This window comes from Trichococcus sp. (assembly GCF_049684335.1).
Taxonomy (GTDB): domain Bacteria; phylum Bacillota; class Bacilli; order Lactobacillales; family Aerococcaceae; genus Trichococcus.
The window spans coordinates 123794-150017 of record NZ_JBAVFV010000012.1 but is presented as its reverse complement, the minus strand read 5'-3'; the positions used below and the strand labels follow the sequence as shown (position 1 = coordinate 150017).

Here is a 26224-nt window from a genome sequence, read left to right as displayed (position 1 = left end):
TGCAATCGCTTTCCGAAAACGTGGGAGAGGGCAGTTTGTCCAATCCGGACAATGTTTTTCCCTAGGAGGCTGAGCAGACGGAATTTTCTGGATAAATCGAAGATTTGTCGGTAATATGAACTATGGACAGAGAAGGAGGAATCTGAGGATGCAAGTGAAAATTAGGAAAGCTGAGCTGCAGGATTTAGCTGCACTGAAAATAATAGAGGACATTTGTTTCCCGCAAGCCGAGGCGGCGACGCTTGAAGCTCTGAGCGAGCGGTTGCAACTGTTCCCGGAGAGCTTCCTGGTTGCCGAAGTAGAGGGAGAATTGGTGGGATTCGTGAACGGGGCCGTCATCGATGAGCCGATCATCCGCGATGCCCATTACCATGATGCGGCCCTGCATAATCCGGATGGCGCTTATCAAAGCGTATTCGGCTTGGATGTGAACCCAGCCCACAGAAGGCAGGGAATCGCTGGGAAATTGCTGACGGCATTGATCGATGCGGCCAGACAAGCAGGCAGAAAAGGCTTGACGCTTTGCTGCAAAGAGGAAAAGATCCCTTACTACGAGAAAGTCGGATTGGTGAACAGCGGCAGATCGAGTTCCACGCACGGGAACGCCGTTTGGTATGACATGATACTTCATTTTGAAGAAGAAAGGGGAGAAAAGATGGATCCGAAAATCATATTGGCGAGTCAGTCGCCAAGGCGCAGCGAATTGCTGTCCTTGTGCGTAAAGGACTTCGCGGTCCAGGTTGCGGATATCGACGAAAAAGCGATAGAAGCGCGCATCCTGGCCGAAGCAGAACAAGAGATGTTCATTGACACCGCGGCGGAGCTGGTGGAGACATTGGCGCGGGAAAAGGCGGCGGTCATCCACCGCGAGAACAGAGCAGCAATGGTCATCGGTTCTGACACTGTGGTCGTGTTGGACGAAAAGATCCTCGGCAAACCGGTTGATGAAGCCGACGCCTATGCGATGCTTCATGCAATGGCAGGAAAGAGCCATTCGGTTCTGACCGGCGTCAGCATTTTATGGGGCGAAAAGGAAGAGACCTTTGCTTCTGAGACGAAAGTCAGCTTCTTCGATTGGGACAATCGGATGGAGGCGGAAGTGAAGGCATATGTTGCATCGGGCAAGCCGATGGACAAAGCCGGAGCATATGGCATCCAGGAGGAAGCGGCGCTCTGGGTTTCCGGAATCGAAGGCGACTATAACACGATTGTTGGGTTGCCGGTCGCCTTGGTCGATAAAGCGATCCATCGCTTGTTGGCGGAAGCGGAAGCAGAGAAATAGCTTATCGCTCGTTTTCTCCGGCGAGGCACTCGTTGGCCGGGGGAACGCTACAAAATAAGAGCGTGAAATCCGGGGAAAGCCCCATTCACCGGAGCTACAGCGCAAAAAATGAATACCGAAAAAAACCGGCGAAGCCTCACAAAGGCATTCGTCGGTTTTTTAGCATTTATTCATATATTTAGGACTTGGAATCGGAAAGCTCGATATGACGGATTACGCGTGCCGGATTCCCTGCAATCACGACATTGTCCGGGAAGGATTTTGTCACGACGCTGCCCATACCGACGACGACATTGTCCCCCAGAGTGACACCAGGACCGATCACGGAAGAGCCGCCGATCCAGACATTGTTCCCAATCGTGATCGGTTTCCCGTATTCCCAGCCGCTGTTCCGTTCGACCGGCTCAATCGGATGAGTGGCGGTATAGAGGCTGACATTAGGCGCGATCATCACGTTGTCCCCGAATGTGACCGGGCACGTATCGAGTATCGTGCAATTGAAGTTCGCATAGAAATTCTCGCCGACAAAAATATTGAAGCCGTAGTCCAGCGAAAATGTCGGTTCGATATAGATATTTTCCCCGGTTTTTCCGAACCAATTTTTTAACAATTCGCTGCGCTTGTGGGCATCCGTTTCGTTGTTGAATAGGTGCATCTTTTCCCGGGAACTGTGCCGCATGGAGGAAAGTTCCGGATTACTGGAAAAATAGAGTTCGCCGGCGATCATTTTTTCAATTTCTGATTTCATTATATAATCTCCTTACGTATAGGGTAGTAAAATTTTTTGGTTACCTTTACTAATTATATCGAAGCATTTACTAATTTGATATACGAAATGAATCAGGCGCTATTTTATTTTTGCGTTTACAAAATCTTTTGACTGGATTCAATCATATCGAACTTTTCGGAGATCAGTCTTATTTATTTTGGATTGTTAATCAAAAATGCAGTAAGATAAGTGTAAGCGATAACATTTGCGAAACGGATAATTGGAGTTGATGAGATGAAGGAAGCTATGTTGTACGAAAAACTGGGGGACGGCAGAGTCAGGTGCGGCGTCTGCCCGCATCATTGCGTCATCGCGGAAGGCAAGCGAGGCATCTGCGCAGTCAGGGAGAACCGGGAGGGGACTCTGTATGCATTGAATTACGGGAAAGCAATCGCGGTTGCAATCGATCCCATCGAGAAGAAGCCGCTCAATCATTTCCTTCCCGGCACTACAGCCTATTCCTTCGCTACAATCGGCTGTAATCTGCGCTGTCTCTGGTGCCAGAACTGGGCGATTTCGCAGGCCTCCAAACCGGATCGTCCGATTTATGGGGAGGACATCAGCCCGAAAGAACATGTGCGGAGGGCTTTGGCTGCCGGCTGTCCTTCCATCGCCTATACGTACACGGAACCGATCATATTTGTCGAATATGCGCTCGACACGATGAAGTTGGCTCGTGAAGCGGGATTGAAAAATATATGGAAGACGGCCGGATATGCGACGAAGGAAACGCTGGATGCCATCATCCCTTATCTGGACGCCGTCAATGTCGACCTGAAAGGGACCGATGACGAAGTCTACAAGGAACACTGTGGCGGAACTGCGCAGCCGGTCTTGGATACGATCAAACACTTTTATGCAGCAGGTGTGCATCTCGAAATCGCCACTCTCGTCGTCCCTGGGGTGAATGACCGCGTCGATCAACTCGAACGAATGGCGCGTTTCATCGCCGAGGAGGTCGGCAAGGAAGTGCCTTGGCATGTCAACCGCTTTTTCCCTGGTTGGAAAATGATGGATGCGGCCATCACGCCGATGGAGACCTTGGAAACAGCCGCAGCCATCGGGAAAAAATATGGATTGCAGCATGTGCACATCGGCAACGTCTGAAAAGGAGGGATTCGTTATGTTGGTTTTTGGCGTCATCAGTCCGCATCCGCCGCTCATCATTCCGGAAATAGGCGGGAAGGACATTGAAAGGGTGAACCGCACAGTGGCAGCTTTGGAGGCTGCGGCCGAAAGACTTGCTGCAGCAGAACCGGATCGCTTGCTCATCATCTCGCCGCATGAAGGCCATGGCTTTGAAGTGCCGTTGTATTATCTCGGTAAACAGTTGCCTCCTAACTTGGAGATGGAAAAAATCCTGGTGACGGAGCCTTCCTACGGGCACTATTACGAATGGGGAAAACGCTATGGGGAAGCTTGCGACCAGTCGAATCTGTGCACAGCCATCATCGCCTCAGCAGACCTGTCTCATGTGTTGAAACCGGAGGGGCCCTACGGATACCATTCGGCGGGGCCGTTGTTTGATAAATTGGTAATCAAAGCCATCAAGGAAAAGGATGTCGGGCAGCTGTTGCGGTTGGATGCCGGGTTCCTTGAAAGTGCGGCGGAGTGCGGGTTGCGCTCCATCCTGTTCCTGATGGGAGCGTTCGAAGGCAGGGAATACGAAGCGGAAGTACTTTCCTACGAAGGCCCTTTCGGGGTGGGGTACCTTGTGGCAACCTTCATGCCTTCCAAAGCCAAAGAGCAAATCAAGGACGTGTGAAGTTCATAAGGCGAGTTGGGGAAGGTTGCATATATAATATTCTCAATAAGAAGAGGCGATTGCAATGAAAAAAACATTTTTCACCTCGGAATCGGTCATGGAGGGGCATCCGGATAAACTCTGCGATCAGATAGCCGACGGGATTTTGGATGCCATTCTGGAAGATGATCCGTTCGCGCGGGTGGCTTGCGATGCTTCCGCAAGCACCGGTTTGATCACGGTTTTCGGCCAGATCACGACGGTAAGCACGGTGGACATTCCGGCTATTGTCCGGACGATCATCCAGGATGTCGGCTATACAGACAGCGAGTATGGCATCGATGGGAAGGCTTGTTCCGTCCTGATTGGCTTGGACAGGCAATCAGCGGATATCGCTGCAGGGGTCGGCTCCTCATTGGAAAAACGGCTCGGTTCAGACGATGAAGCGGACCAATTGGGCGCCGGCGATCAGGGGCTGATGTTCGGCTATGCCTGCAAGGAAACGCCGGAGTTGATGCCGCTTCCGATAACATTGGCACATAGGTTGGCCGAGAAGGTGGCGGAATTGCGGAAATCAGGAGAGCTGTCTTATTTGAGGCCGGACGGAAAAACGCAGGTTACTGTGGAGTATGCGGGCGACCGTGCCAAACGGGTCGAAGCGGTCGTCATCGCCTGTCAGCATGATGAATCGGTCGATCAGGAACAAATCAGAAAGGATATGCTCGGGAAAGTGATTCCGGCCGTCATCCCGGCGGAGCTGTTGGATGACCAGACGAAATATTTCGTCAATGCGACCGGCCGTTTCGTCATCGGCGGTCCTGCCGGCGATTCAGGATGGACCGGGAAAAAGATCATCGTCGATACTTATGGCGGTTATGCGCGGCATGGCGGCGGCTCCTTTTCCGGCAAAGACCCGACCAAAGTCGACCGCTCCGCTGCCTACGCTGCTCGATATGTAGCGAAGAACGTCGTGGCTGCAGGTTTGGCCGACAGATGTGAGATCCAACTGGCCTATGTCATCGGAGTGGCCAAGCCCGTTTCCGTCCGAGTCGAAACTTTCGGGACGGCCAGCATCGCCGAAGAACAGATCGAAGAACTGATCAAAAAACACTTCGACCTGCGTCCAGCTGCGATCATCCGCGATTTCGACCTGCGGAAGCCGATCTACAGAAAGCTTGCTTGTTATGGTCATTTCGGCAGGCCTGAATTGGACCTTCGCTGGGAGCGGATCGATAAGGCAGCTGTGTTGGCGGAAAAAGCGCTAGTGTTGAAACGAACGCCGAAACATCAGACAGGGGATGGATTTCATGGATAGAAAGCAGGTTCGGCAGGAAAGGAGCAACTTGTTAAGATTGGTTCTTTACCGTCTCATTTCAGGGTTGCTTGTGATCGGAGGCATCCTGTTCGCTTTGGCGGGTACCTTCCGATATTGGCAGGCTTGGCTTTTCCTTGCAGCATTGGCGATTCCGCTGGTCATGACGCTCATCTTTTTGCTGCGGAAGGATCCCGCTTTGCTGGAAAAACGGATGAACCTGAAGGAACCACGCAAAGAGCAACGCAAAATCGTCCAAATTTCAGGGTTGTTCATGCTCTTGGGCTTTTTCCTACCTGGATTGGACTACCGCTACCAGTGGTCCGATGTCCCGATTTGGGTGATTGTTGTCAGCGTCATTGTGTTCGAGTGCTCCTATGCGATGGTGGTCACCGTATTCGCCCAAAATAGCTATGCCTCCCGCGTCGTCGAAATCCAGGAAGGGCAGCAGTTGATCGATACCGGGCTCTATGCGATCATCCGCCACCCGATGTATTCGGCCTCCATCATTCTGTATCTGTCGATTCCGCTGATACTCGGGTCCTACTATGCCGTTATTCCGATGGCATTGAGCTGTCTCGAAATTATCGCGCGGATAAAAGACGAGGAGGAGATGCTGAAGGAAGGGCTGGCGGGCTACACAGCCTATACCCAACGCGTCAAATATCGTTTGTTTCCGTATGTATGGTGATCCGGAGGCAGGGCAGCTTATAGTATTGAAAATAAATAGCCCTCCGGATGATCCACAGCAGCGGAACAACCAGATGGCTATTTTTTTCTTACTTATTCAGGTATTCTGCCAGTCCGGCGTTGCGGAGCTTGCAGGATGGGCACTCGCCGCAACCGCCGGGAACACCCATATAACATGTATGGGTATGTTCCTCGATGTAGGCGAGACAGCCCAGCTGATCCGCCAACTCCCATGTCTGCGCTTTGGTCAGGTACATCAACGGCGTTTCGACGTTGAAATTGTAATCCATGGCCAGGTTCAGGGTCACGTTCATCGATTTGACGAACACGTCCCGGCAATCCGGATAACCACTGAAGTCCGTTTCGCACACGCCCAATATGATGTTGCGGATACCTTTGGACTTGGAAAAGATGCCGGACAATAGCAGGAATAGGGCGTTCCTGCCGTCGACGAAGGTATTCGGATAGTCTTCGGCATCGGCTTCCTTGATTGTCTGCGAATCGTCCATCAATGCGTTTGTCGTGACTTTGCCCATGACGCTTGCGTCCAGAATATGGTGTTCGACCCCAAGATCTTTGGCGATCCATGCCGCCCGTTCCAGTTCGATGTCATGGCGCTGGCCATAGCTGAATGAAAGGGCTATGGTGTTTGCCGCGCCATACTTTTGGATGGCTTGGATCAGGCAAGTCGTGGAATCCTGCCCGCCTGAAAAGATGACCAATGCTTGTTTTTGCGTTGTTCCATTCACATTTTCCATCTAGCGGTTGTCGACTTTCTCAGGATAAAGATCGTGCTGCGCCAATCGCTGCCAAGCCACGTCTGCCCATTTTGTGTCGGGTTTGCCGTAGTTGCAGTAAGGATCGATCGAGATGCCGCCTCTCGGTGTGAATTTGCCCCACACCTCGATGTATTTCGGCGCCATCAATGCAATCAGATCCTTCATGATGATGTTCATGCAATCTTCGTGGAAGTCGCCGTGATTGCGGAAGCTGAAGAGATAGAGCTTCAGCGATTTACTTTCGACCATAATTTCTCCTGGGACGTAGGAAATGTAGATGGTCGCAAAATCGGGCTGTCCCGTCATCGGGCATAAGCTTGTGAATTCAGGGCAGTTAAATTTCACAAAGTAATCATTGTCCGGATGCTTGTTCGGAAAAGTCTCGAGAACTTCCGGATCATAGTCCTGTGGATATTTTGTCTGTTGGTTGCCCAATTGGGTGATGCCATTCAGATCGGCTTCATTTCGGCCTGCTGTCATTGTTTTTCCTCCTTGCGCTCAGGATTTCAGAAGTGCACTTTTATAGAATCGTTTTTCCAGTGCCTGAACCAAAAAGTAGCCGACGAAAGCCGGTATCGATTGGCCGATGCAAAGGCTGACGACAAGCGGTAGGAACGGGATGGCCAACAGTTGCGACAGGTAGATCGGCACAACGATTCCAGGGATGAAGATGATCGGTAGGATCAGACACCACTTTGGCAGGTTGTATTTGCGGACGGCGTAGACGAGCGAAGCCGTAATGATACCTACGAGGGTTCCACCAAGCATGTCGATGATACCCAGTCCGCCGAAGAACAGGTTCGACATAAGATTGGCTAGGCCTGCCGGGATGATCAGGAACGGGTTAAAATAAGCTAGGGCGTAAAGAGTTGTGGCGATGCGGATTTGATATTGTCCAAAAGCGAAAGATTGTGTCAGTGCCATGATGACGATGTACATAGCGATATACATCGCTGAGAAAGTCAATTTTTGTGTTTTTGTGAATGATTTTTGCATCGGTCCACCTCCTAATATTTTTTTCAACGCCTTACAGGAATATGCACAAAAAAACGCATGGATGCCGAGAAGGTTGTCTCTAAGGAGAAAACAAGCCAACTCAAAAAACATTTCTGCGTTTTGATTGCATGATTCTATTACCCTAGTTTTATTTAACGACAGGATGGTTACGAACTGTCCCGAACAGTTTAACAAATATTGGCAGAGTTGCCAAGGGGGGATTCTGGATGGGCTTCACCAGTTTTTGTACCGAAAAGTTTTTTTTAGTATAATGAAAATAGTGAGAGCGCTATCATTTTTGCGAGTGAAGGTCAGCAAGTTCAATCAGTAGGAAGGGTGAATGAAATGGACTACATCAAGAGCCACATCAAGAAAAGTATTTTTATCGAAGCACCGCTGGGAAAAGTATGGCAATATGCCGCCAATGTGGGGAATTGGCAAGACATCCATGAGGGTCTGAAAATCGTCAAGCAGGTCAGCGGGAACGGTGGCCTGTCCAGTGTCTACAAGGCAGAATACGACATGTTCGGGAAAATGGTGCCGGTGAACATCGAAGTGCAGCAGGCGGAACTTTCCCCAGAGGAATTTATCATGCGCGCAGCCATCCGGGTGGACACGGTCGATCCGGCAGAGGATTCTTTCGTGCGGCAAAATTACACGGCCAAAGCGGAGGAAGGCGGAACGACCTTGAATTTGGAAAGCATCCAGAACATCCCTTATATCGATAAGAACAAAACGTTCGACAAGGAAGCTTACCAGGAAAAACGGGATGAGATAGCGCAACAAGCGATCGAGCGGATCAGGCTGTTCTGCGAAGAATGAACGGACGCAAACGATGATGATGGAACTGGAAGCGGAACCCTTTGCGGGATTCATACCCGGTTCCGTTTTTAATTCCGTCCTGGACATTCGTTTTCACAAAAACGCGGATTTATTACGTTTTTCCTGTTATACTGAGACGACAAATCAAAAGTGAAAGTAGGACAAGATGAATTATACAACATTTGAAGACTTCGCAATCAGCGAAGAAATCGTTACGGCACTAAATGCATTGCGTTATTTCAAACCGACGCAAGTACAACAGGAGGTCATTCCGATGACCTTAAAGGGCAAAGATATCATTGTTGAATCGCAGACTGGCAGCGGCAAGACCGTCAGTTTTGGCGTACCGTTGTGCGAAAGCGTAAGCTGGGAAGAAAACCGGCCGCAGGCGCTGATTTTGGTTCCGACAAGGGAGCTGGCTTTGCAGGTGAAAGAGGACATCACCAACATCGGACGGCTGAAGCGGATCAAGGCTACTGCTGTCTTCGGCAAGACTTCCTTCGATACGCAAAAATCGGAATTGAGACAGAAAAGCCATATCGTAGTCGGCACTCCGGGCAGGGTATTGGATCATCTGCAAAAAGGGACAATGAAATTTGACAAGATACGCTACCTGGTCCTTGATGAAGCGGATGAGATGCTGAATATGGGCTTCATTGAGCAAGTGGAAGCCATCATCGATTTCCTTCCGAAACAAAGACAAACACTGCTCTTCTCCGCGACCATGCCGAATGAAGTGGTGCGTTTGGCCAGCTTCTATATGAAGCACGACCGCGTATCGGTGAAAATGGAAAGCGACGAGGCATCCAAGCCGAAGATTCTACAATCCTTCATCCGTGTTCAAGAGTCGGGCAAACCCAAGCAACTATTGGATCTGCTGACCGTTGAGAATCCGGACAGCTGTATCATTTTCTGCAATACGCAGGAAGCCGTAAACGGACTGTACACATTCTTGAGCAAAGCCGGTTTGCCGATCGATAAGATGCACGGCGGGATGGTGCAGGATGACCGCACAGCCGTTATGGAAGATTTCCGCAAAGGCAGGCTGCGTTATTTGGTTGCTACGGATGTGGCTGCGCGCGGCATCGATGTCGATAACGTGACGCATGTCGTCAATTATGATGTCCCCGAGGAGAAAGAGAGCTTCATCCACCGTACCGGCAGGACCGGCCGCGCCGGTAAAACAGGGATAGCCTTGACCTTGGTTACGCCTAATGAGGAAAGAAGCTGGCAGGCAGTGAAAGACTTCGCTCAGCAGGACATCACCGAAATCAATCCGCCGAGCGCCCGCTTCGTGCAGCATCATAAAGCGACTTTCGAAAAGAAACTGCAGGAACGTCCTGTCATCAAACAGGCACGCAACCGGGAATTGAACAAGGACATCACCAAAGTTTATTTCAACGGCGGCAAGAAGAAAAAACTGCGCGCCATCGATTTCGTAGGCACGCTGACCAACCTTCCGGACGTCGATGCGGATGATATCGGCATCATCACGATCCAGGAAAACGTGACCTACATCGAAATCCTGAACGGCAAAGGGCCGCATGTGATTTCCGAAATGCAGAACCGCACTGTCAAAGGCAAAGCGTTAAAAGTGCATAAAGCAAAGAAATAGCTGCAACAAAATTGAACGCTTGAATATGAAACGACCCGCATGTCTCCGTTAAACGAGGAGCTTGTCGGGTCGTTTTGATGCACTCACCTCAAGATTTCGGGTGGCATTCCTACCCGGCAGAGGCTATACTAAGAGTCAGAAAGTGGTGAACCAATTGAAACCAGTCGCAACATATGAAGAAATAGAACAACAACGCGGAGACAAATCGATTTTGTATGTGGATGTCAGGAGTCCTTCCGAATTTGCGAAGTCAACCATACCGGGCGCCGTAAACGTGCCCGTACTGGATGATGAGGATCGGAAAACAGTGGGGACGCTTTACGTTGCCGGCAAGATAGACGATGCTAAAAGCTACGGCATCCAAACCATTTCCCCAAGATTGCCGGAAATGTTCAGCCTCTTTCAGGAATACACGAAGGCCCACGACCAAGTCGTCATCTTCTGCAGCAGGGGAGGATTCCGCAGCAATTCGATTTTTTCCTTGCTAAAATCTTTGGGGATGAATGTCTACCGGATGGAAGGCGGCTACAAAAACTACCGCAGCACGATCAATAGTCTGATCCCAGTATTGTTCGAAAAGGTCCAGTTTGTGACCCTTTTCGGCAATACCGGGACCGGAAAAACAGCCATCCTGGAGGAACTGAAGAAGCGTGGAGCCAATGTGCTTGATCTGGAAGCCTGCGCCAACAACAGAGGGTCCGTCTTCGGAGGCGTCGGCCTTAAGAAGAAACAGCCGCACAACCAAAAAATGTTCGAAAGTTTGTTGGTCGAGAGCGCCGCTGGCTGGAAGGAGCCGCTGATCGTCTTTACCGAAGGCGAAAGCAAGCGGATCGGACAGGCTGTATTGCCGCCTTCCTTGGTGGACGCGATGTATAAAGGCCTTAACCTGAACATCGAAGCCTCGTTGGATTACCGGATCGGACAAATCAAAAAGGATTATCTCCACAGTAATGAAGCGGAGCTGCTTGCAGCGTTGGACCGATTGAAATCCTATTTGAACGAAGCGCGTGTCGAGGGATACAAGGAGCAGGTGCGCCAGCACGCTTTCGATGCGGTCATCGAAGATCTGTTGGTGAAATACTATGATCCCCGCTACAACTTCAACAAGAAGGAATTTGCCGCCACCTTTCGGAACGAAGACGCCGCAGCAACAGCCGAAACCATTCTGGAATGGATGAAGCAGCGTAACGGTTGATCACAGAAAACAAAACAGAGCAGCTGCCCCTGATTGGGGTGGATGCTCTGTTTTATTTTTATTCTTCTTCCGCCAAAATCCGCAGCGCCTTGGCTGCATAGTCGATTTCCTCCATCGTGTTGAAGCTGGAGAAGCTGAAGCGGACCATGCCGGTTTTTTCTGTGCCGAAAGCTTGATGGATGAGCGGTGCGCAATGGGCGCCTGGGCGAACTGCGATTGCGTAATCCATGAAGAGCGCATCGCTGAGATCGCCGGAGGACCAGCCCTCCAGATTCAGCGAAACGACAGGTGCACGCTCGACGTTTTCAGCGAAACTGCCGAAGAGGGTGATTCCCGGGATGTCCTTGATCTGGTCATGGAAGCGGAAAGTCAGTGCCTGCAGTTGCCAGCAGATTGTATCCAGGCCTTTTTGCTGGATGTAATCCAAACCGGCGGAAAGGCCCGCCAAGCCATGGACATTCTGCGTGCCCGGCTCGAACAAGGTCGGCATCTGCACAGGGTAATGCTTGTCGAAAGAATGGAAGCCGCTGCCGCCGGTGAACACCGGCACGAACGCCAATGGCCTGTCGCCGAGGCAGATGCCCCCGGTTCCTTGCGGGCCGTAGAGTCCTTTGTGTCCGGTGAAACAGAGAACGTCGATGTGCTGCTTCACCATATCGATGGCGAGGATGCCTGCACTCTGGGAAGCGTCGACGATGAAAATCAGACCGTGCTCCCGGCAGAAGCTGCCGATCCGCTCCAGATCTAGCGCATTGCCGGTGACATTCGAAGCATGGTTGACCACGACGGCACGGGTATCGGGTCGCAACAGTTGTTCGAAATCGGGATAGCGGAGCGTGCCAAATGTATCGACGCCGACAAAGGACAGGGCAGCGCCCTGTTCCTCCAGTTGGTAAAGCGGACGCAGGACAGCGTTGTGCTCCGTCACAGTGGTGATGATGTGGTCTGCCGGCTTCAGTAAGCCCTTCAGGACCATGTTCAACGAGGCGGTCGCGTTGGCCGTAAAGGCGATGTTTGCCGCATCCGGTACCCCGAATAGGGCGGCCGTTTTTTGGCGCAACGTTTCCGTCAACCGCAATGCGTTCAAGGAAACGGTATGGCTTCCCCGGGCCGGGTTGCCGAGCTGACCATCGGTGATGGCGTGATAGACAGCTTCAGCCACCGCAACCGGCTTCTTCAGCGTAGTTGCGCTGTTGTCGAAATAATAGAGTTCAGTCATGCCAAACCTCCACGGATTTTTTCCGGTTCTCAAAACGGACCTCGTAGCAGCCATCATTGGAAACGGAATGCTCCGACAGCAACAAGCGGACAGCAGTCAGTTCGGCAAGATGCGTCTGCAGCACAAGGCCGCATCCGGCCGAAATCTGTTCCGGCATGGGGATCAACCGGCATTCCCGACCGGCATCCAGGACAACCGCTTCGGCGGCCGCCGCGGCTTGGGACGTCGGAAACGCGACGATGCCGTAATGTTTGCGGTCGATCATGGTGATACGGTCTTGGATGTGCGCAGGATTTCAACGATGCGGTACATGTTCGTGAAAGTGCCCACCGCCAATTTGTCCTTCACGCCGTAGAATTCCCCGCAGATGCCGCAAGTCAGCACATCGACGCCGTCTTCCTCCAGCGCTTTGAGGTCGTCCAAAACGGCCGAGCCTTCCGTCGTCAGCAATGCGCCGGCATTGTAACACAATACTTTGTCGGGCAGGACTTCCTGCTCCGTCAGGGAAAAGAGGAAGCTTTTCATCAGTGTACGGCCCAATTCTTCGCTGCCGTTGCCGATGAAATCGCTGTTCAGTACGACGACATAATTTGTGCTGGATGGCGCGGCTGTGTCGGCGGCTTGATCCGGCAGCGCGGGGTGTTCGGCGACGTGAGTTTCTTTGCCGGCGTTCGGATCCGAAAGCTGCACTTCATAAAGGGAATCGTTGATTTTTTCGATTTGGACGGAAAGCTTCAGCTGCTCCGCCATCTTGGCAAGGTTCTGCGTCGCGATCTCATTGTCCACACTGATGAGAACAGTCTCACCGTTACTTTCCTTCAAAGCCCGTTTGGTCAGAATGACCGGCATCGGACAAGCTTGTCCGACTGCATCTATTTTTTTCATGCTCGTTTCCTCCTGGTTAAATCATATTTTTGTCATTATTTGCTCAATGGACGACAGTGATTTTCTTGGAATCCTTTTCGGTCACTTCGCCGATGATGCCGCAGGGCAGGCCCAATGCTTCGATTTCGGCAAGCAGAGCGGCTGCTTCTTCGACAGGGACACTGACAAGCAGGCCGCCGGATGTCTGCGGATCGAAAAGGATTTCCTCCATCGCATAGTCAGCGATCTGAAAATCCACATCGGCTTCTAAGTGATTCCGGTTGCGTTGTCCACCGGCTGTTATCAGGAATTCCTGGGCTCCTTGATAGGCTCCGCTCAGGCAAGGCACACTGTCGGCGTAGATCGTCGCGGAACAGCGGTCGCTGACCATTTCCGACAGGTGCCCCAACAGGCCGAAGCCGGTGATATCCGTGCAGCTGTGGACGGTATGCTTTTTCAGGACTTCCGCCGCATAACGGTTCAGCGTCGTCATCGAGTCGACCGCCTGATCGAAGGCCTCCTGCGCCATTTCACCGGCGCTATAGGCTGTCGTGATGATGCCTGTCCCCAGTGGCTTCGTCAGCAGCAGGACATCGCCAGGGACGCACGTGTCATTCCGGTAGATCCGATCGGGATGGACTTTTCCCAATACCGAGAGACCATATTTGGGCTGGGGGTCGTGGATCGAATGTCCGCCGACCAGCACGCCTCCTGCCTCCTGGACTTTCTTGAAGCCGCCAGCCAAAATTTTCCCGAGTGTATCGGTGCTTTTTGTTTCGGGCCAGCAGACGATGTTCATGGCGGTCAACACTTCGCCGCCCATCGCAAATACATCGCTCAAGGCGTTGGCTGCGGCGATTTCCCCAAAAAGCGAGGCATCCGCAACCATCGCGGGAAAGAAGTCCAACGTCTGGATCATGGCCGTTTCGGCATCTATGCGGAACACCGCGGCATCATCGGACGAGTCGAAACCGACCAAAAAATTCGGATTCTCCTGTTTCGGAAACTGGCTGAGCAGATCGCCCAGCACGCCGGGACCGATCTTCGCATTGCACCCCCCGCAGATAAATAGTTCATTTGATAATTCCTGTTCCATATTTCTCACTCCTGTAGGTCATGACGTGTTCACCTTACAATTATATACCACACGTCAAAACATAAGGCGGATAATCTGCATATTTTATAAGTGGAGTGTCTGATCGGACAGAACCGCAATATTTTTTGTGCGGGAAAAATAGGCCGCGGATGTGATATGATGAGGAGGTCATTTCTGATGGTTTGCCATTGCTTTCTTGAGTGAAGGCAAGACCGCTCAGAAATATTCGGTTAATGAGAAAAGATAAACAATTAAGGATGGATGCAAGTGGAGGATAAAGAATTACTGTACGCGACGCTAAAAAAATATTTCGGATACGACAGCTTCCGGGAAGGCCAAGAGGAACTGATCACGAACACCCTGCAAGGGAAAGACGTGCTTGGGATCATGCCAACGAGCGGAGGGAAATCGCTCTGCTACCAACTGCCGGCGTTGCTGCTGGACGGCATGACGATCGTCGTATCCCCGCTCGTGTCCTTGATGAAGGATCAGGTAGACAGCCTGCGGGAAATGGGGATTTCTGCGGCATACCTGAACAGCACGCTCTCCAGAGAAGAGTTCCTGCAATTGATGGACGACATGCGCTCCGGTCAGCTAAAACTGCTCTACATCGCGCCGGAACGGATAGACAATGAGTCATTCATGAATGCTTTGCGCTTTGTGAAGGTGCCGTTGCTGGTGGTCGATGAGGCCCACTGTATCTCGCAATGGGGCAGCGATTTCCGTCCTGCCTACCAAGGCGTGGCCCGGCTGTATGATCTGTTCGACAGACGTCCAATGGTTGCCGCCTTCACCGCCACTGCCACCGAACCGGTCCAGGACGATATCCTGGTCCAATTGCGTCTGCAGAATCCGTTCCGCTTGGTGACCGGTTTCGACCGCAGCAATTTGGCCTTCAGCGTGGAAAAGCCTGCCGACAAATTCAAGTTCCTCGTGAAGGACCTCAACCCGAAGGAAGCGAGCATCATCTATTGTTCGACCAGAAAAAATGTGGAATCGGTCCAGAAGAAATTGGAACAAAAAGGCTTTGCCGTGACGCTTTACCATGCCGGGCTGCCGGAACATGAGCGCCAGCGGAACCAGGATGATTTCCTGTTCGACCGCAAACCGATCATGGTCGCAACGAATGCTTTCGGAATGGGGATCGACAAAAGCAATGTGCGGACCGTTTACCACTACAACATGCCCAAAAACATCGAAAGCTATTACCAAGAAGCCGGAAGGGCGGGGCGTGACGGAGAGGAAGCGCGTGTCATCCTGCTGTTTTCGACGCAGGATATCATCATCAATCAGTTGCTGAACAGCAAGACGAATGACAGCGAAGCGACCAACAAATTGAACAAGATGATCAATTATTGTTACACGAACCAATGCCTGCGCCGGTACATTTTGGAATATTTCGGTGAAACGACAGCGGATTTTAATTGCCAACACTGCTCCAATTGTCTGCGCCGCACGGAGCAGATAGACATCACCGAAGAAGCCCAGAAAATCCTGTCCTGCGTCGTGCGGGTGCGCGGACGTTATGGCGTCCAGAAAATCATCGGCATCCTGACTGGGAGCAAACAGAAGGGCATCACCGATTTCGGGCTGGATAAGCTGAAGACATACGGCCTGATGAGCGCCTATAATGATGGGGAAATCCGCGAAATGATCGGGGTATTGATTGCGGATGAATACCTGCAGGTGACGGGCGATCAGTATCCGTTGATCCAAGTCACTCCGAAAGCGCTGGAAATCCTGAAGGAAGGTAAAAAAGTCGGGATGTCCTATGCGGTCGAGACCGGCAAGGGCACCGCCAAACAGAGCGGAGGCGGCTTGTACGATACCGAGCTTTTCGACCGTCTGCGCAGTGTGCGCACAGAAATGGCGAATGAGCAGGGGATCCCGTCCTATATCGTCTTTTCGGACAGCACGCTGCATGAGATGGCCCGCAACTTTCCGACTGATGATGATGCCTTCCTGCGCCTATCCGGGGTCGGCGAATCGAAGTTGGAGCGATATGGCGAAGTATTCATGGGCATCATTTCCGATTATCTGAAGGAATTTCCTGATTCCGAATCGGTTCTGCAGAAAAAAATAGTGGAGCAGAAAGAGCAAGCAGGCAGTCCGGAAACCACGGGCAAACGCCCGAACCCGGCGCAGAAAAATTACGCTGGTACCACCTTTGAGGAAACCTATCGTCTGTATCAAGAAGGCAAGACGGTCGAAGAGATCATCGCCATCCGAGGCCTTGCGCGGATGACAATCGAAAACCATTTCCGGCATTTGGCCGAACTGTCGGCCTACGAAATGCGTTTGACGGATTTCGTCACGGATCAAAAGGCCGAGGCCATCGCCAGGGCGATCGAGGAAGCGGAGGATCAGCACCTGAAACCGCTCAAGGAAAAGCTGGGCGACGACTACAGCTATTTCCAAATCGGGATGGTGCTGGCTTTCCGGAAAAGAGAGCAGTAGCATGCATCAGAAAAAGTTTGGGGCCGCTTTATTTCGAGGCTGCCCCAAACTTTTTGCAGTTATCCGGGAATTCCGTATTCTCGACGGAGGATTGCGTAAAGAAATCGCAATCCGCGCTGCTTGTGTTTTTTTTTACGGGGTATTGTTTGGTATAATGGAGGAAAGAGAGCGGTTACGATTGTACGCTCCATTTCTTGTCGCTTACGGTCCTGCCGGGAGGGATTATTATGAGAAGGAACATTTTGTATATTCTGTTGGGGTTGTTCATTGTTGCCGGATTAGCCCCTGCCCGCATCGCGGCTCCAGCATACTCGTTGGAGAAGGGTTTGGTTGTCCAGCAAAGTTTGCTGGAACTTTACGATCCAGCGTACATAAATATAGATGGAATTCTTGTCGAAACCGGCAAGGATTATGTCGCGCTGCAGACAAGGAGCGTTACTGCCCTTTCGGGGGCGAAGGAAATCCCGCTATCCCCGGCAACGGCCGGCAGCGCGGAATTGACTTATACGACTTTTGTTCAGGACAGCGGTTGGCAGCCCGAAGTCCAGGAAGGCGCAATCAGCGGCGGGGCGGCTTTGCCGCTCGAAGCCATCCAGGTGCGCTTGACCCATTTGGCCGAAGCAGGTAGCGTTTCTTATCGGACCTATCGTCAGGACAGCGGTTGGTCAGGCTATGTCTCCAACGGCGGGACGGCCGGAACGACTGGAACCGGCGAAGCGATCGAAGCGGTGCAATTCAAATTGACGGGTGCTTTAGCCGCCCAATACGATCTTTATTACCGGGTACAAACGAGTCGCTTCGGTTGGCTGGACTGGGCCGGGAACGGCGAGATAGCCGGCACGGACGGTTTCCGCTATCCGATTGAAGGAGTTGAAATCGTTCTGATGAATAAGGAACAGATTTTCTTAGGCAAGCGTGAGCAGAGCTTCATCGAACGCATCGAACCGGTCCTGTCCTACGGTAGCTATCTGACGGATTCGGGCTGGCAGGAGCCGGTCCTCAATCCAGCGCAAAGCGGTTCCCCGGATTCCTCGCAATCATTGGAAGGTTTGCAGGCGAAATTGGACTCCCAACCCTATCCGGGATCGGTCTCCTATCGCGCCGCCACAAGTGAAAACGGTTGGTTTGAATGGACACAAGACGGATTGGAAGCCGGACTGCCCGGAACAGGTCAACGCATCGAGCAGATCGAGATGCAGTTGACGGATGAACTGGCTGCGCATTATGATATCTATTATCAGGTCCATGTACCCGGAGTAGGCTGGTTAGATTGGGCCAAGAATGGCGAAACGGCAGGAACACAAGGATACGACTATGAAGTTAGCGCCGTCCAGATGCAATTGGTCCAAAAAGACGGACAAGCGCCAGGAACAACGGCTGTTGCTTTCATGAAATACGTACCGAAACCGCCGCCCGCTCCGGTTGTCCCGCCTGTCCCAACCTACCCGACAGGACCCGATTGGGCGGTCCAGGATGGCACCTTCCGGACGAATGCCGGCACCAACTATTATGTCGGCTCCAGTTACATCATCATCAGTATCGCCTATCAGCGCGTCTGGGCCTACATCGGCAACCAACAGATCGTCAATGCTCCGGTCATAACCGGACGACCTTCGATGCCGACGCCGAGAGGACTGTTCGCGATCCAACCATACAAGGAATCGCCGAGTGTCTTGGTCGGAGAAGATTACGAGTCACCTGTCCAATATTGGATTCCGTTTTTGGGGAATGCTTACGGCTTGCATGACGCCTCTTGGCAAACCCAAGGATTCGGCGGCGACCTTTATCTTTATTTGGGATCGCACGGCTGCGTCAATACCCCGTACTATGCAGTTCAAACGCTTTACAACACGTATTCTGTCGGTACACCGGTCGTGGTTTATTGACCACCAGACGCGAAAAACCATGAAAAAAATAATGAACAAGCAGGTGAATGTGTGACTAAGAAGAAAATATTAATGATCGGAACGGGCGGTACGATCGCCTCCAAAATAACGCCGAATGGGCTCGATCCCCAACTGACATCCGAAGAGATATTGGCCTTTATTCCCGGCATTTCAGAAATATGCGAAGTCCATACCTTGCAGATCTGCAATATCGACAGCACCAACATCGCGCCTGATATCTGGGTGCTGATGACGGATACCATTCGGGGAAAGTATGAACAATACGACGGGTTTGTCGTCACCCATGGAACCGACACGATGGCTTATACGGCTGCCGCGTTGTCCTATATGATCCAGGATTCCCCTAAACCGATCATCATTACAGGTGCCCAAAAACCAATCAATATGGAAATTACCGATTCGAAGACGAATCTCTTCGACAGTTTCCTGTACGCCTCATCCGATTCCGCCAGCGGTGTCCAGATCGTCTTCAATGGGAAGGTCATCCTCGGAACACGGGCAAGAAAGACGCATTCCAAGAGCTTCCAAGCTTTTTCCAGCATCAATTACCCTTATTTGGCCATTATCCAGGATGGACGTGTGATTTCTTACATCACAAAAGAAAAAGCGCAAGCACCGCATTTCTATGAAAGTCTCGATGCGAAGGTCGCGTTGTTCAAGCTGACGCCGGGAGTGGATTCGGGCATTCTTTCTTACATGCTTGAGCGGAACGATGCAATCATTATCGAAAGCTATGGAGTGGGGGGCATCCCTTCGGCACCGGAGTACGGGTATTTCGAGGTCATCAATCACTGGATCGGCCAAGGGAAGACGGTTGTCATGACGACACAGGTTCCTAATGAAGGCAGCGACATGGAAATCTACAAAGTCGGACACGAACTGAAATCCCGGGTCAATATTTTGGAAGCCTACGACATGATAACGGAAGCGGTCGTTTGCAAACTGATGTGGATTCTGGGCCAGACCCAGGATCCGGCCATGATCAAGGAACTGTTCTACACGACGATCAGCAACGATATCCTGTATTAAAAGAGCGTAAAAGCCATCCTCTGCGAGGGCTTTTACGCTCTTTTCTATTTTTCGGAAGTTTAGTTTTTGTTGGCGGTCTGAACGCAGTTGCCCTGAATAACCTCCCTCCTTAAGCAATCTAAAACCCGTAGCTTCCGGTCGGTGTATCCAGAAAGAGCGGCAAGGCGGGTGGCAGGAAACTGAATAACGCAAAGGCAATCGCGAAAAGAAGCCAGAGCACAGCTACCATTCCAAGCCACAGGCGGCCAGGACCGACAAAGCGATAGGTGCGGGAAGCCAGCAGTTGGCCGCTGATGATACCGATAAAGAATAGCATCCCATCAGTGAAAAGGGATTCGATGTCGAAAGCGCCTTTGAGTGTGTAGAATCCGGTGACGATGAGGAGTGGGCAGAACAGCATGGACACGATCCCCGCCCGCAACCAGCGGGATGGCGAAAGCCGGTGCGTTTTACCGAAAAAGAGGAAAATGAGGAAAAACCACAGGAAGGTGGACCAGTAACTCATTTTCAGGTGTTCCCAGACACTTTCGTTCACGGGAACGAAAGGTGCTGCCCAGCTTGCTTCTCCGAACCATGCGAATGCGAAATGGGAGAGGCCGCCGAACATCAGAATGTAGGGGATGCCTGCAATGAAGGAACGGGTGACGAATGCATCGGATTGGAAAACGCTCTTTTCAGTCATCGCAAGTACCTCTTTCTCTTGGGCAATCGTCACAAATTTGGTGGATGAAGTATCTTTCGTGATCATTTTACCACGCGTCGGCCCTGACTTCATCTAACTCGGCTGCATGCCAAAAACACCCCGCAGAATGGCAGTTCCTGATTGGAGCTTCCATTCTGTGGGGTGTTTCGATTTGATTCTAAAAGATTTATTCGAGCTCGAATGCTCCGGTATAAAGTTGGTAATATTTTCCTTGTTCGCTGATCAATTTCTCATGATCGCCGCGTTCGATGATTTGGCCTTGCTCCATCAGCATGATCACATCCGCATTTTGGATAGTGGACAAGCGATGGGCGATGACGAAAACGGTCCGTCCTTGCATCAACGCATCCATGCCGCGCTGCACGATCGATTCTGTCCGCGTGTCGATGCTGGAAGTTGCTTCATCCAGTATCATGACGGGAGGATCGGCAACAGCCGCACGGGCAATCGAAAGCAATTGCTTCTGGCCTTGGGAAAGGCCTTCGCCGTCTCCGGAAATGACCGTCTGGTAGCCTTGCGGCAGACGGGAGATGAAGTCATCGGCATTCGCCAAACGCGCTGCCGCATAAATTTCTTCATCGGATGCGTGCAGATTGCCGTAACGGATGTTTTCCAGAATCGTTCCGGAAAAGAGGTTCGTGTCCTGCAATACGATACCCAAGGAACGACGCAGGTCATTTTTCTTGATGTCTGTGATGTCGATGCCGTCATAAACGATTTTTCCGTCCTGGATATCATAGAAACGATTGATTAGGTTCGTGATGGTCGTTTTGCCGGCACCCGTCGATCCCACAAAAGCGACTTTCTCGCCGGGATGGGCATAAAGACTGATGTCATGCAGAATCTGCTTATCGGGATTGTAGGAGAAGTCGACGTTAAAGAATCGGACATCACCGGTCAGTTGCGTATAACGGACAGAGCCATCTGCTTGAGGAACTTTCCACGCCCAAAGTCCGGTATGATTTTCGGCTTCCTTCACTTCATCACCGACCATGGTTGTATTCACCAAAGTGACGGTGCCTTCATCCAACTCAGGCTTTTCATCCATCAATTCGAAGATCCGCTCAGCACCCGCTAAAGCCATCACGATCGATGAAACTTGTTGGGAAATCTGGTTGACCGGCATTGTGAAAGAACGGCTTAACTGCAGGAAGGAAGCGATCGCCCCCAAGGTCAGGCCGCCGATGCCTGCGACAGCCATGGCTCCTCCGAACATGGCGATCAAAGCATATTGCAGGAATCCCAGATTCCCCAGGATCGGCATCAGGATATTTGCGTAGATGTTTGCGTTCGTCGCGCTCTCGCGCAACTCGTCGTTGAGTTTGTCGAAACGTTCCTTCGATTCCGTTTCACGTCCGAAAACTTTCACTTCTTTTTGCCCGTGCATCATTTCCTCGATATAACCGTTCACTTTACCGAGCGTCTGCTGCTGCTTGACGAAGTTCACGGAACTCTTACCGCCGATTGTTTTCGTGACGGTGATCGACAAGGCGACCATCAGGGCGACGATGAGCGTCAACGGCAGGCTGACTGCGAGCATCGCGGCAAAGACGCTGACGATCGTGACCAGTGAAGAAAAGGCCATCGGGATACTTTGCGACAGCATTTGGCGCAGAGTATCGATATCATTGGTATAGCGGCTCATGACGTCGCCGTGCGCATGTGTATCGAAATATTTGATCGGCAAGGACTGCATATGCGTGAACAGTTCATCACGGATTTTTTTCTGGATCCCCTGGGAAATGGAAACCATCAGGATGTTGTAGACATAAGTCGCTACGACACCGATCATGTAAATGCCGGCCATCATCGCGATTGCGCGGTACATGCTGGTGAAGACTGGATTGGTTACGCCCAGTAAAGGCGTGATATACTCATCGATCAGCGTCTTCAGGAAAAGTGAGCCTGCGACATTGGCAAGGGCACTGACCAGGATACATATCAATACAAGGCTAAAGGTGAATTTGTGACCTTTGGAGATATAGGACAGGAGGCGTTTTGTCGTTTTGCCGGCATCTTTGGCTCCGCGTCGTTTTGGTTGATTAGGCTTCATAAGCAACTTGGCCCCCTTTCGTTTGTGAATAGTACACTTCTTGATAAATGGTGTTTGTTGCCAGCAATTCATCGTGCGTTCCGATACCATTGATGCTACCGCTCTCCATCACGATGATCTTATCGGCATCCTGCACAGAAGAGACACGTTGGGCGATGATGAATTTGGTGGTGTTCGGGATTTCTTCCTTGAAAGCGGTCCGGATCAAGGAATCCGTCCGCGTATCCACAGCGCTGGTCGAATCATCGAGAATCAGGATCTTCGGTTGTTTGACCAAAGCGCGCGCGATGCAGAGCCGTTGTCTTTGGCCACCGGAAACGTTTGTGCCGCCTTCTTCAATATAAGTGTCGTAGCCATCAGGAAGACGTTGGATGAATTCATCGGCTTGAGCCTGTCGAGCCGCACGCATCAGTTCTTCATCAGTAGCGGCAGGATTGCCCCAACGCAGATTGTCTTTAATCGTTCCCGAGAACAGGATGTTTTTTTGGAGTACCATAGCAACTTCGCCACGCAATGTCTGCATATCATAATCACGCACATCGATACCGCCGACTTTCACCGTACCACCAGTGGCATCATATAGACGCGGAATAAGGTGGACCAAGGATGTTTTGGCACTGCCTGTACCGCCGATGATGCCGACAGTTTCCCCTGATTTAACGAAAAAACTGACATTTTTCAAGGCGAGCTTCTTCGGATCATTGGTGTAACTGAAGTCCACCTGCTCGAAGGAGACAGATCCGTCAGGAATGACTGTGATTGGGTTGCTGTTGTTCTTCAGGTCGCTGTCCTCGCTCAGCACTTCTACAATCCGTTCCGCTGAAGCGCGGGAGATGGTGACCATGACGAATACCATCGAAATCATCATCAGACTCATCAGAATTTGGGAAGCGTATGTGATCAGACTCATCAGTTGACCTGTCGTCATCGAACCGGAGACGATCATGCGTGCACCCAATAGAGACAACGTCAAAATGCTTGCGTACATCGTGAACTGCATCAAAGGGCTGTTGAAGGCCAAGATTTTTTCGGCTTTAGTGAAATCAGTGTAGATTTTTTTGGAGACGGATTTGAATTTCTCGGTTTCGTGCTCTTCACGCACAAAGGACTTTACGACCCGGATGCCATAAAGATTTTCCTGGACGACACGGTTCAGCTTGTCGTAGGTGCGGAACACTTTCTGGAAAATCGGGAAGGCTTGTGACATGATCAGGTATAGACCGAAGCCAAGGAACGGAATTGCTCCAAGGAAGACCATCCCGAGTTCACTGTTGATGCTCAAAGCCATCATCAATGAGAACACGAGCATAAGCGGCGCCCGGACCATGATTCGGATAATCATCTGGTAAGAGTTCTGGACATTCGTGATATCCGTTGTCAGACGGGTGATCAGACTGGATGTTGAAAACTGATCGATATTCGAAAATGAGAAATCCTGGATATTGTAGTACATGTCCTTGCGGATATTTTTGGCGAATCCGGCCGAAGCTTTTGCCGCATGCAAACCGGACAGGACTCCGAAACCTAATGAAAAGAGCGTGGAGACGATTAGAATCAAACCGATTCGGATGATGAAGGGCATATCTCCTTCTCCGATCCCTTTATCGATGATCATAGACATCAGATAGGGGATAAGCACTTCCAAGACGACTTCCAAAGTGACATATATAGGGGCAAGGATCGAATCCTTTTTATACTCGCGTATGCTGCCCATGAGTTTTTTTATCATAGCGTTAATCCTTTCCGTAAATAATGATTGGGTGACTTTTGAAATGGTTGAGGCAATCAGCTTTCTGCATTTTTCGAGATTTTTTCGAGAATGCTCAAAAAAGTGGTGATTTCTTCTTCAGTTAAACCTTTGGACAATTGGCTCTCCACGGTTTCAATGACTTGTTCCGAATTTTGTTTTGCCTGCAAAGCCTTATCCGTCAGTATCATTTTCCGCAGTCTGGCGTCGTAAGGAACGGTTTCCCGCAGCAGCAAGCCATCCCTTTCCATCGTATTCAGGATACCCGTGACGGTCGATTTGCGGATGTCGAACTTCTGCTCGAGATCTTTCTGAAAGACATCCCGCTCTGCGGATTCTTTGGCGATGTAGGAAACGATTGCGAATTGCATGCCGGTCAAGCCATAACCATCATTTTCGGTCAAGTGCCTATTCATGAGGCGCTTTATTTGTTGCCAAAGCGATCTGATCCGGAATCCCAGCAGGTCTGTGTTGCTCATTATTTTTCACCACCCATATAGTTCGTGCCCTAACTATATTATGCCTGTAAAGAGGGATTGTCAATCATCTTGCTTACTTTCGATACATTATTATTTACTAATAATACCGGGTGGGGTATAATGTGTTTTGTCGATAAGAAATTAAAGAAAAAAATATACAGCAACAGGAAGGATAGATAAAGAATGAGCACACAAGTAACAGATACAACATGGCAGAGTGAAATACAGGAAGGTTTGACGTTGATGGATTTTTGGGCGCCTTGGTGCGGACCTTGCCGCATGCTCGGACCCGTTTTGGAAGAAATCGAAGAAGAGATGGACAACAAAGTGAAAATCGTCAAATTGAACATCGATGAGAACCAAGCTACGGCTTCGCAGTTCGGTATCATGAGTATTCCGACAATGGTATTGTTCAAAGACGGACAACCGGTGGAAAAACTTACAGGCTACCATCCGAAAGATGTTTTGGTTGACTACCTGGAAACCAAATTAGCGTAATATAGTATGGAAGAGGGGGCTGTTCCGTTTCGGGGCGGCCCTCGTTGTTTGCCGCCTGACATTCTGTTTGCCGCGATTGTTTGCGGGCTTCCCGCTGTGATATAATGGGCTATCATGATCAGACAAAATAACAAATGATTGCGTAAGGGCACAGAAGGGGCGGAAACAGATGGGTGAAAGTACATTGTATCAGCATCAGACGTTGGGGGATCTGATGGCGGGAGTATTCGATGGAACCCTGACATTTGAAGAACTATTGAAGCATGGGGATATCGGAATCGGGACTTTCCATGATTTTGAAGGGGAACTGATCCTGCTTGACGGCATCGCCTATCAAGCGAAGGCGGACGGCTCGATTTCGAAAGTCGATCCATCCCAAACAACACCGCATGCTGCGGTGACTTTTTTTCAACCAGACCGTGAATACGACATCGACCGGCCGATGACGCTGAGGAAAGTCCGGTCGGATATCGTCAAGCGCGTCCGCAGCCGGAATGTGTTCTCCGTCGTCAAAATAACCGGACATTTCGAATATATGCATACACGGGCGGTGCCGAAGCAGCAAAAACCGTATCCGCGCCTGATCGAAGCGACGCGTGTCCAGCCGGAGTTCGAAGCCTACGATATGCAAGGGACGGCAATCGGCATCTACACGCCGGAATTGTTCGACGGGGTAGCCAAAGGTGGCTTCCATTGCCATTTCATCAGCGACGACCGCAAATTCGGCGGTCATATCCTCGATTACATCGTTGACGAAGCGAAATGCGAAATCCAAACCATTGAAAGCATCACGCAACATTTCGCAGTCCAATCCGATGATTTCATGGACAAAGAAATCGGATACCACAATCTAGCGGAAGAAATGGCCGAAGCAGAAGGCTAAGGAAGAAAAGCAGGCTTGGACCGCTAGACATCATTTTAGATAAATAAAAAGCGTAGGACAGCCCCGGTTTCCAGAGGCTACCCTA

General features: G+C 50.9%; 24 protein-coding genes and 1 pseudogene. 13 read left to right on the top strand and 12 right to left on the bottom strand.

What is annotated here, in order from left to right:
* The first annotated feature begins 148 nt into the window (after nucleotides 1–148).
* Complete coding sequence (locus WBM30_RS02785; RefSeq protein WP_424899268.1) at nucleotides 149–1282, top strand: Maf family nucleotide pyrophosphatase; 1134 nt, start codon at nucleotides 149–151, stop codon at nucleotides 1280–1282.
* Nucleotides 1283–1481: 199 nt separating this feature from the next.
* On the opposite strand, the pseudogene WBM30_RS02780 reads toward WBM30_RS02785, so the two are convergent.
* Nucleotides 1482–2030 (bottom strand): annotated as a pseudogene (locus WBM30_RS02780) (sugar O-acetyltransferase); the annotation flags it as partial.
* A gap of 255 nt (nucleotides 2031–2285) precedes the next feature.
* On the opposite strand from WBM30_RS02780, the gene amrS reads away from it, so the two are divergent.
* The 4 genes from amrS (at nucleotide 2286) to WBM30_RS02760 (ending at nucleotide 5798) form a co-directional block, all read left to right on the top strand.
* Nucleotides 2286–3158, top strand: a complete 873-nt coding sequence (amrS, locus tag WBM30_RS02775; protein WP_424899267.1) for an AmmeMemoRadiSam system radical SAM enzyme — start codon at nucleotides 2286–2288, stop codon at nucleotides 3156–3158.
* A gap of 16 nt (nucleotides 3159–3174) precedes the next feature.
* Nucleotides 3175–3816, top strand: a complete 642-nt coding sequence (gene amrB, locus WBM30_RS02770; RefSeq protein ID WP_424899266.1) for an AmmeMemoRadiSam system protein B — start codon at nucleotides 3175–3177, stop codon at nucleotides 3814–3816.
* A gap of 64 nt (nucleotides 3817–3880) precedes the next feature.
* On the top strand, nucleotides 3881–5110 hold the full coding sequence (gene metK, locus WBM30_RS02765; RefSeq protein ID WP_424899265.1) for a methionine adenosyltransferase: 1230 nt from the start codon (nucleotides 3881–3883) through the stop codon (nucleotides 5108–5110).
* Nucleotides 5103–5798, top strand: coding sequence for a methyltransferase family protein (locus WBM30_RS02760; protein ID WP_424899264.1), 696 nt, complete (start codon nucleotides 5103–5105; stop codon nucleotides 5796–5798). Before metK ends, WBM30_RS02760 begins: the two co-directional genes overlap by 8 nt.
* 88 nt (nucleotides 5799–5886) lie before the next feature.
* Here WBM30_RS02760 and queC read toward each other — a convergent pair whose 3' ends face one another.
* Genes queC through WBM30_RS02745 form a run of 3 tightly spaced genes read right to left on the bottom strand, consistent with a single transcriptional unit; the run spans nucleotide 5887 to nucleotide 7572 of the window.
* Nucleotides 5887–6555, bottom strand: a complete 669-nt coding sequence (queC, locus tag WBM30_RS02755) for a 7-cyano-7-deazaguanine synthase QueC (protein ID WP_424899263.1) — start codon at nucleotides 6553–6555, stop codon at nucleotides 5887–5889.
* Entirely contained in the window at nucleotides 6556–7056 is a 501-nt protein-coding gene (queF, locus tag WBM30_RS02750; RefSeq protein WP_424899262.1) for a preQ(1) synthase, read from the bottom strand. It abuts the gene before it with no gap.
* 18 nt (nucleotides 7057–7074) lie between these two features.
* Nucleotides 7075–7572: a QueT transporter family protein gene (locus tag WBM30_RS02745; RefSeq protein ID WP_424899261.1), complete on the bottom strand. Its 498-nt coding sequence runs from the start codon at nucleotides 7570–7572 to the stop codon at nucleotides 7075–7077.
* Between the two features lie 345 nt (nucleotides 7573–7917).
* Between WBM30_RS02745 and WBM30_RS02740 the strand changes: the two genes are divergently transcribed.
* The 3 genes from WBM30_RS02740 (at nucleotide 7918) to mnmH (ending at nucleotide 11204) form a co-directional block, all read left to right on the top strand.
* On the top strand, nucleotides 7918–8394 hold the full coding sequence (locus WBM30_RS02740; RefSeq protein ID WP_424899260.1) for an SRPBCC family protein: 477 nt from the start codon (nucleotides 7918–7920) through the stop codon (nucleotides 8392–8394).
* Between the two features lie 166 nt (nucleotides 8395–8560).
* A complete protein-coding gene (locus WBM30_RS02735; protein ID WP_424899259.1) occupies nucleotides 8561–10009 on the top strand; it encodes a DEAD/DEAH box helicase in 1449 nt (482 codons plus the stop codon).
* Between the two features lie 145 nt (nucleotides 10010–10154).
* A complete protein-coding gene (mnmH, locus tag WBM30_RS02730; RefSeq protein ID WP_424899258.1) occupies nucleotides 10155–11204 on the top strand; it encodes a tRNA 2-selenouridine(34) synthase MnmH in 1050 nt (349 codons plus the stop codon).
* Between the two features lie 58 nt (nucleotides 11205–11262).
* Here mnmH and WBM30_RS02725 read toward each other — a convergent pair whose 3' ends face one another.
* The 4 genes from WBM30_RS02725 to selD are packed head-to-tail and all read right to left on the bottom strand — an operon-like array spanning nucleotide 11263 to nucleotide 14383.
* Nucleotides 11263–12423 carry an aminotransferase class V-fold PLP-dependent enzyme gene (locus tag WBM30_RS02725; protein WP_424899256.1) on the bottom strand — a complete coding sequence of 387 codons (1161 nt, stop codon included), beginning with the start codon at nucleotides 12421–12423 and terminating at the stop codon, nucleotides 11263–11265.
* Nucleotides 12416–12688, bottom strand: coding sequence for a DUF3343 domain-containing protein (locus tag WBM30_RS02720; RefSeq protein ID WP_424899255.1), 273 nt, complete (start codon nucleotides 12686–12688; stop codon nucleotides 12416–12418). The genes WBM30_RS02725 and WBM30_RS02720 overlap by 8 nt, the downstream gene beginning before the upstream one ends.
* On the bottom strand, nucleotides 12685–13308 hold the full coding sequence (gene yedF / locus WBM30_RS02715; RefSeq protein ID WP_424899254.1) for a sulfurtransferase-like selenium metabolism protein YedF: 624 nt from the start codon (nucleotides 13306–13308) through the stop codon (nucleotides 12685–12687). The genes WBM30_RS02720 and yedF overlap by 4 nt, the downstream gene beginning before the upstream one ends.
* Nucleotides 13309–13351: 43 nt before the next feature.
* Nucleotides 13352–14383: a selenide, water dikinase SelD gene (gene selD, locus WBM30_RS02710; RefSeq protein ID WP_424899253.1), complete on the bottom strand. Its 1032-nt coding sequence runs from the start codon at nucleotides 14381–14383 to the stop codon at nucleotides 13352–13354.
* Nucleotides 14384–14650: 267 nt separating this feature from the next.
* Here selD and recQ point away from each other — a divergent pair, with 267 nt between their 5' ends.
* The 3 genes from recQ to WBM30_RS02695 all read left to right on the top strand — a co-directional run bounded on the left by recQ (nucleotide 14651) and on the right by WBM30_RS02695 (nucleotide 19776).
* On the top strand, nucleotides 14651–16840 hold the full coding sequence (gene recQ, locus WBM30_RS02705; protein ID WP_424899252.1) for a DNA helicase RecQ: 2190 nt from the start codon (nucleotides 14651–14653) through the stop codon (nucleotides 16838–16840).
* 227 nt (nucleotides 16841–17067) lie between these two features.
* Nucleotides 17068–18726, top strand: a complete 1659-nt coding sequence (locus WBM30_RS02700) for a L,D-transpeptidase family protein (RefSeq protein ID WP_424899251.1) — start codon at nucleotides 17068–17070, stop codon at nucleotides 18724–18726.
* A gap of 51 nt (nucleotides 18727–18777) precedes the next feature.
* Nucleotides 18778–19776, top strand: a complete 999-nt coding sequence (locus WBM30_RS02695) for an asparaginase (RefSeq protein WP_424899250.1) — start codon at nucleotides 18778–18780, stop codon at nucleotides 19774–19776.
* 118 nt (nucleotides 19777–19894) lie between these two features.
* Here the strand turns inward: WBM30_RS02695 and WBM30_RS02690 are convergent, their stop codons facing one another.
* The 4 genes from WBM30_RS02690 to WBM30_RS02675 all read right to left on the bottom strand — a co-directional run bounded on the left by WBM30_RS02690 (nucleotide 19895) and on the right by WBM30_RS02675 (nucleotide 24758).
* Nucleotides 19895–20551, bottom strand: coding sequence for a DUF6512 family protein (locus WBM30_RS02690; protein WP_424899249.1), 657 nt, complete (start codon nucleotides 20549–20551; stop codon nucleotides 19895–19897).
* Between the two features lie 94 nt (nucleotides 20552–20645).
* Nucleotides 20646–22532 (bottom strand): ABC transporter ATP-binding protein, encoded by a 1887-nt coding sequence (locus WBM30_RS02685; protein WP_424899248.1) that lies wholly within the window; start codon nucleotides 22530–22532, stop codon nucleotides 20646–20648.
* A complete protein-coding gene (locus WBM30_RS02680; RefSeq protein ID WP_424899247.1) occupies nucleotides 22522–24261 on the bottom strand; it encodes an ABC transporter ATP-binding protein in 1740 nt (579 codons plus the stop codon). The genes WBM30_RS02685 and WBM30_RS02680 overlap by 11 nt, the downstream gene beginning before the upstream one ends.
* Before the next feature lie 56 nt (nucleotides 24262–24317).
* Nucleotides 24318–24758, bottom strand: a complete 441-nt coding sequence (locus WBM30_RS02675) for a MarR family winged helix-turn-helix transcriptional regulator (RefSeq protein ID WP_424899246.1) — start codon at nucleotides 24756–24758, stop codon at nucleotides 24318–24320.
* A 183-nt stretch (nucleotides 24759–24941) separates the two neighbouring features.
* Between WBM30_RS02675 and trxA the strand changes: the two genes are divergently transcribed.
* Together trxA and budA are read left to right on the top strand one after the other, a co-directional pair.
* On the top strand, nucleotides 24942–25256 hold the full coding sequence (trxA, locus tag WBM30_RS02670; protein ID WP_424899245.1) for a thioredoxin: 315 nt from the start codon (nucleotides 24942–24944) through the stop codon (nucleotides 25254–25256).
* Nucleotides 25257–25425: 169 nt separating this feature from the next.
* On the top strand, nucleotides 25426–26139 hold the full coding sequence (gene budA / locus WBM30_RS02665) for an acetolactate decarboxylase (RefSeq protein ID WP_424899244.1): 714 nt from the start codon (nucleotides 25426–25428) through the stop codon (nucleotides 26137–26139).
* Nucleotides 26140–26224 lie beyond the last annotated feature (85 nt).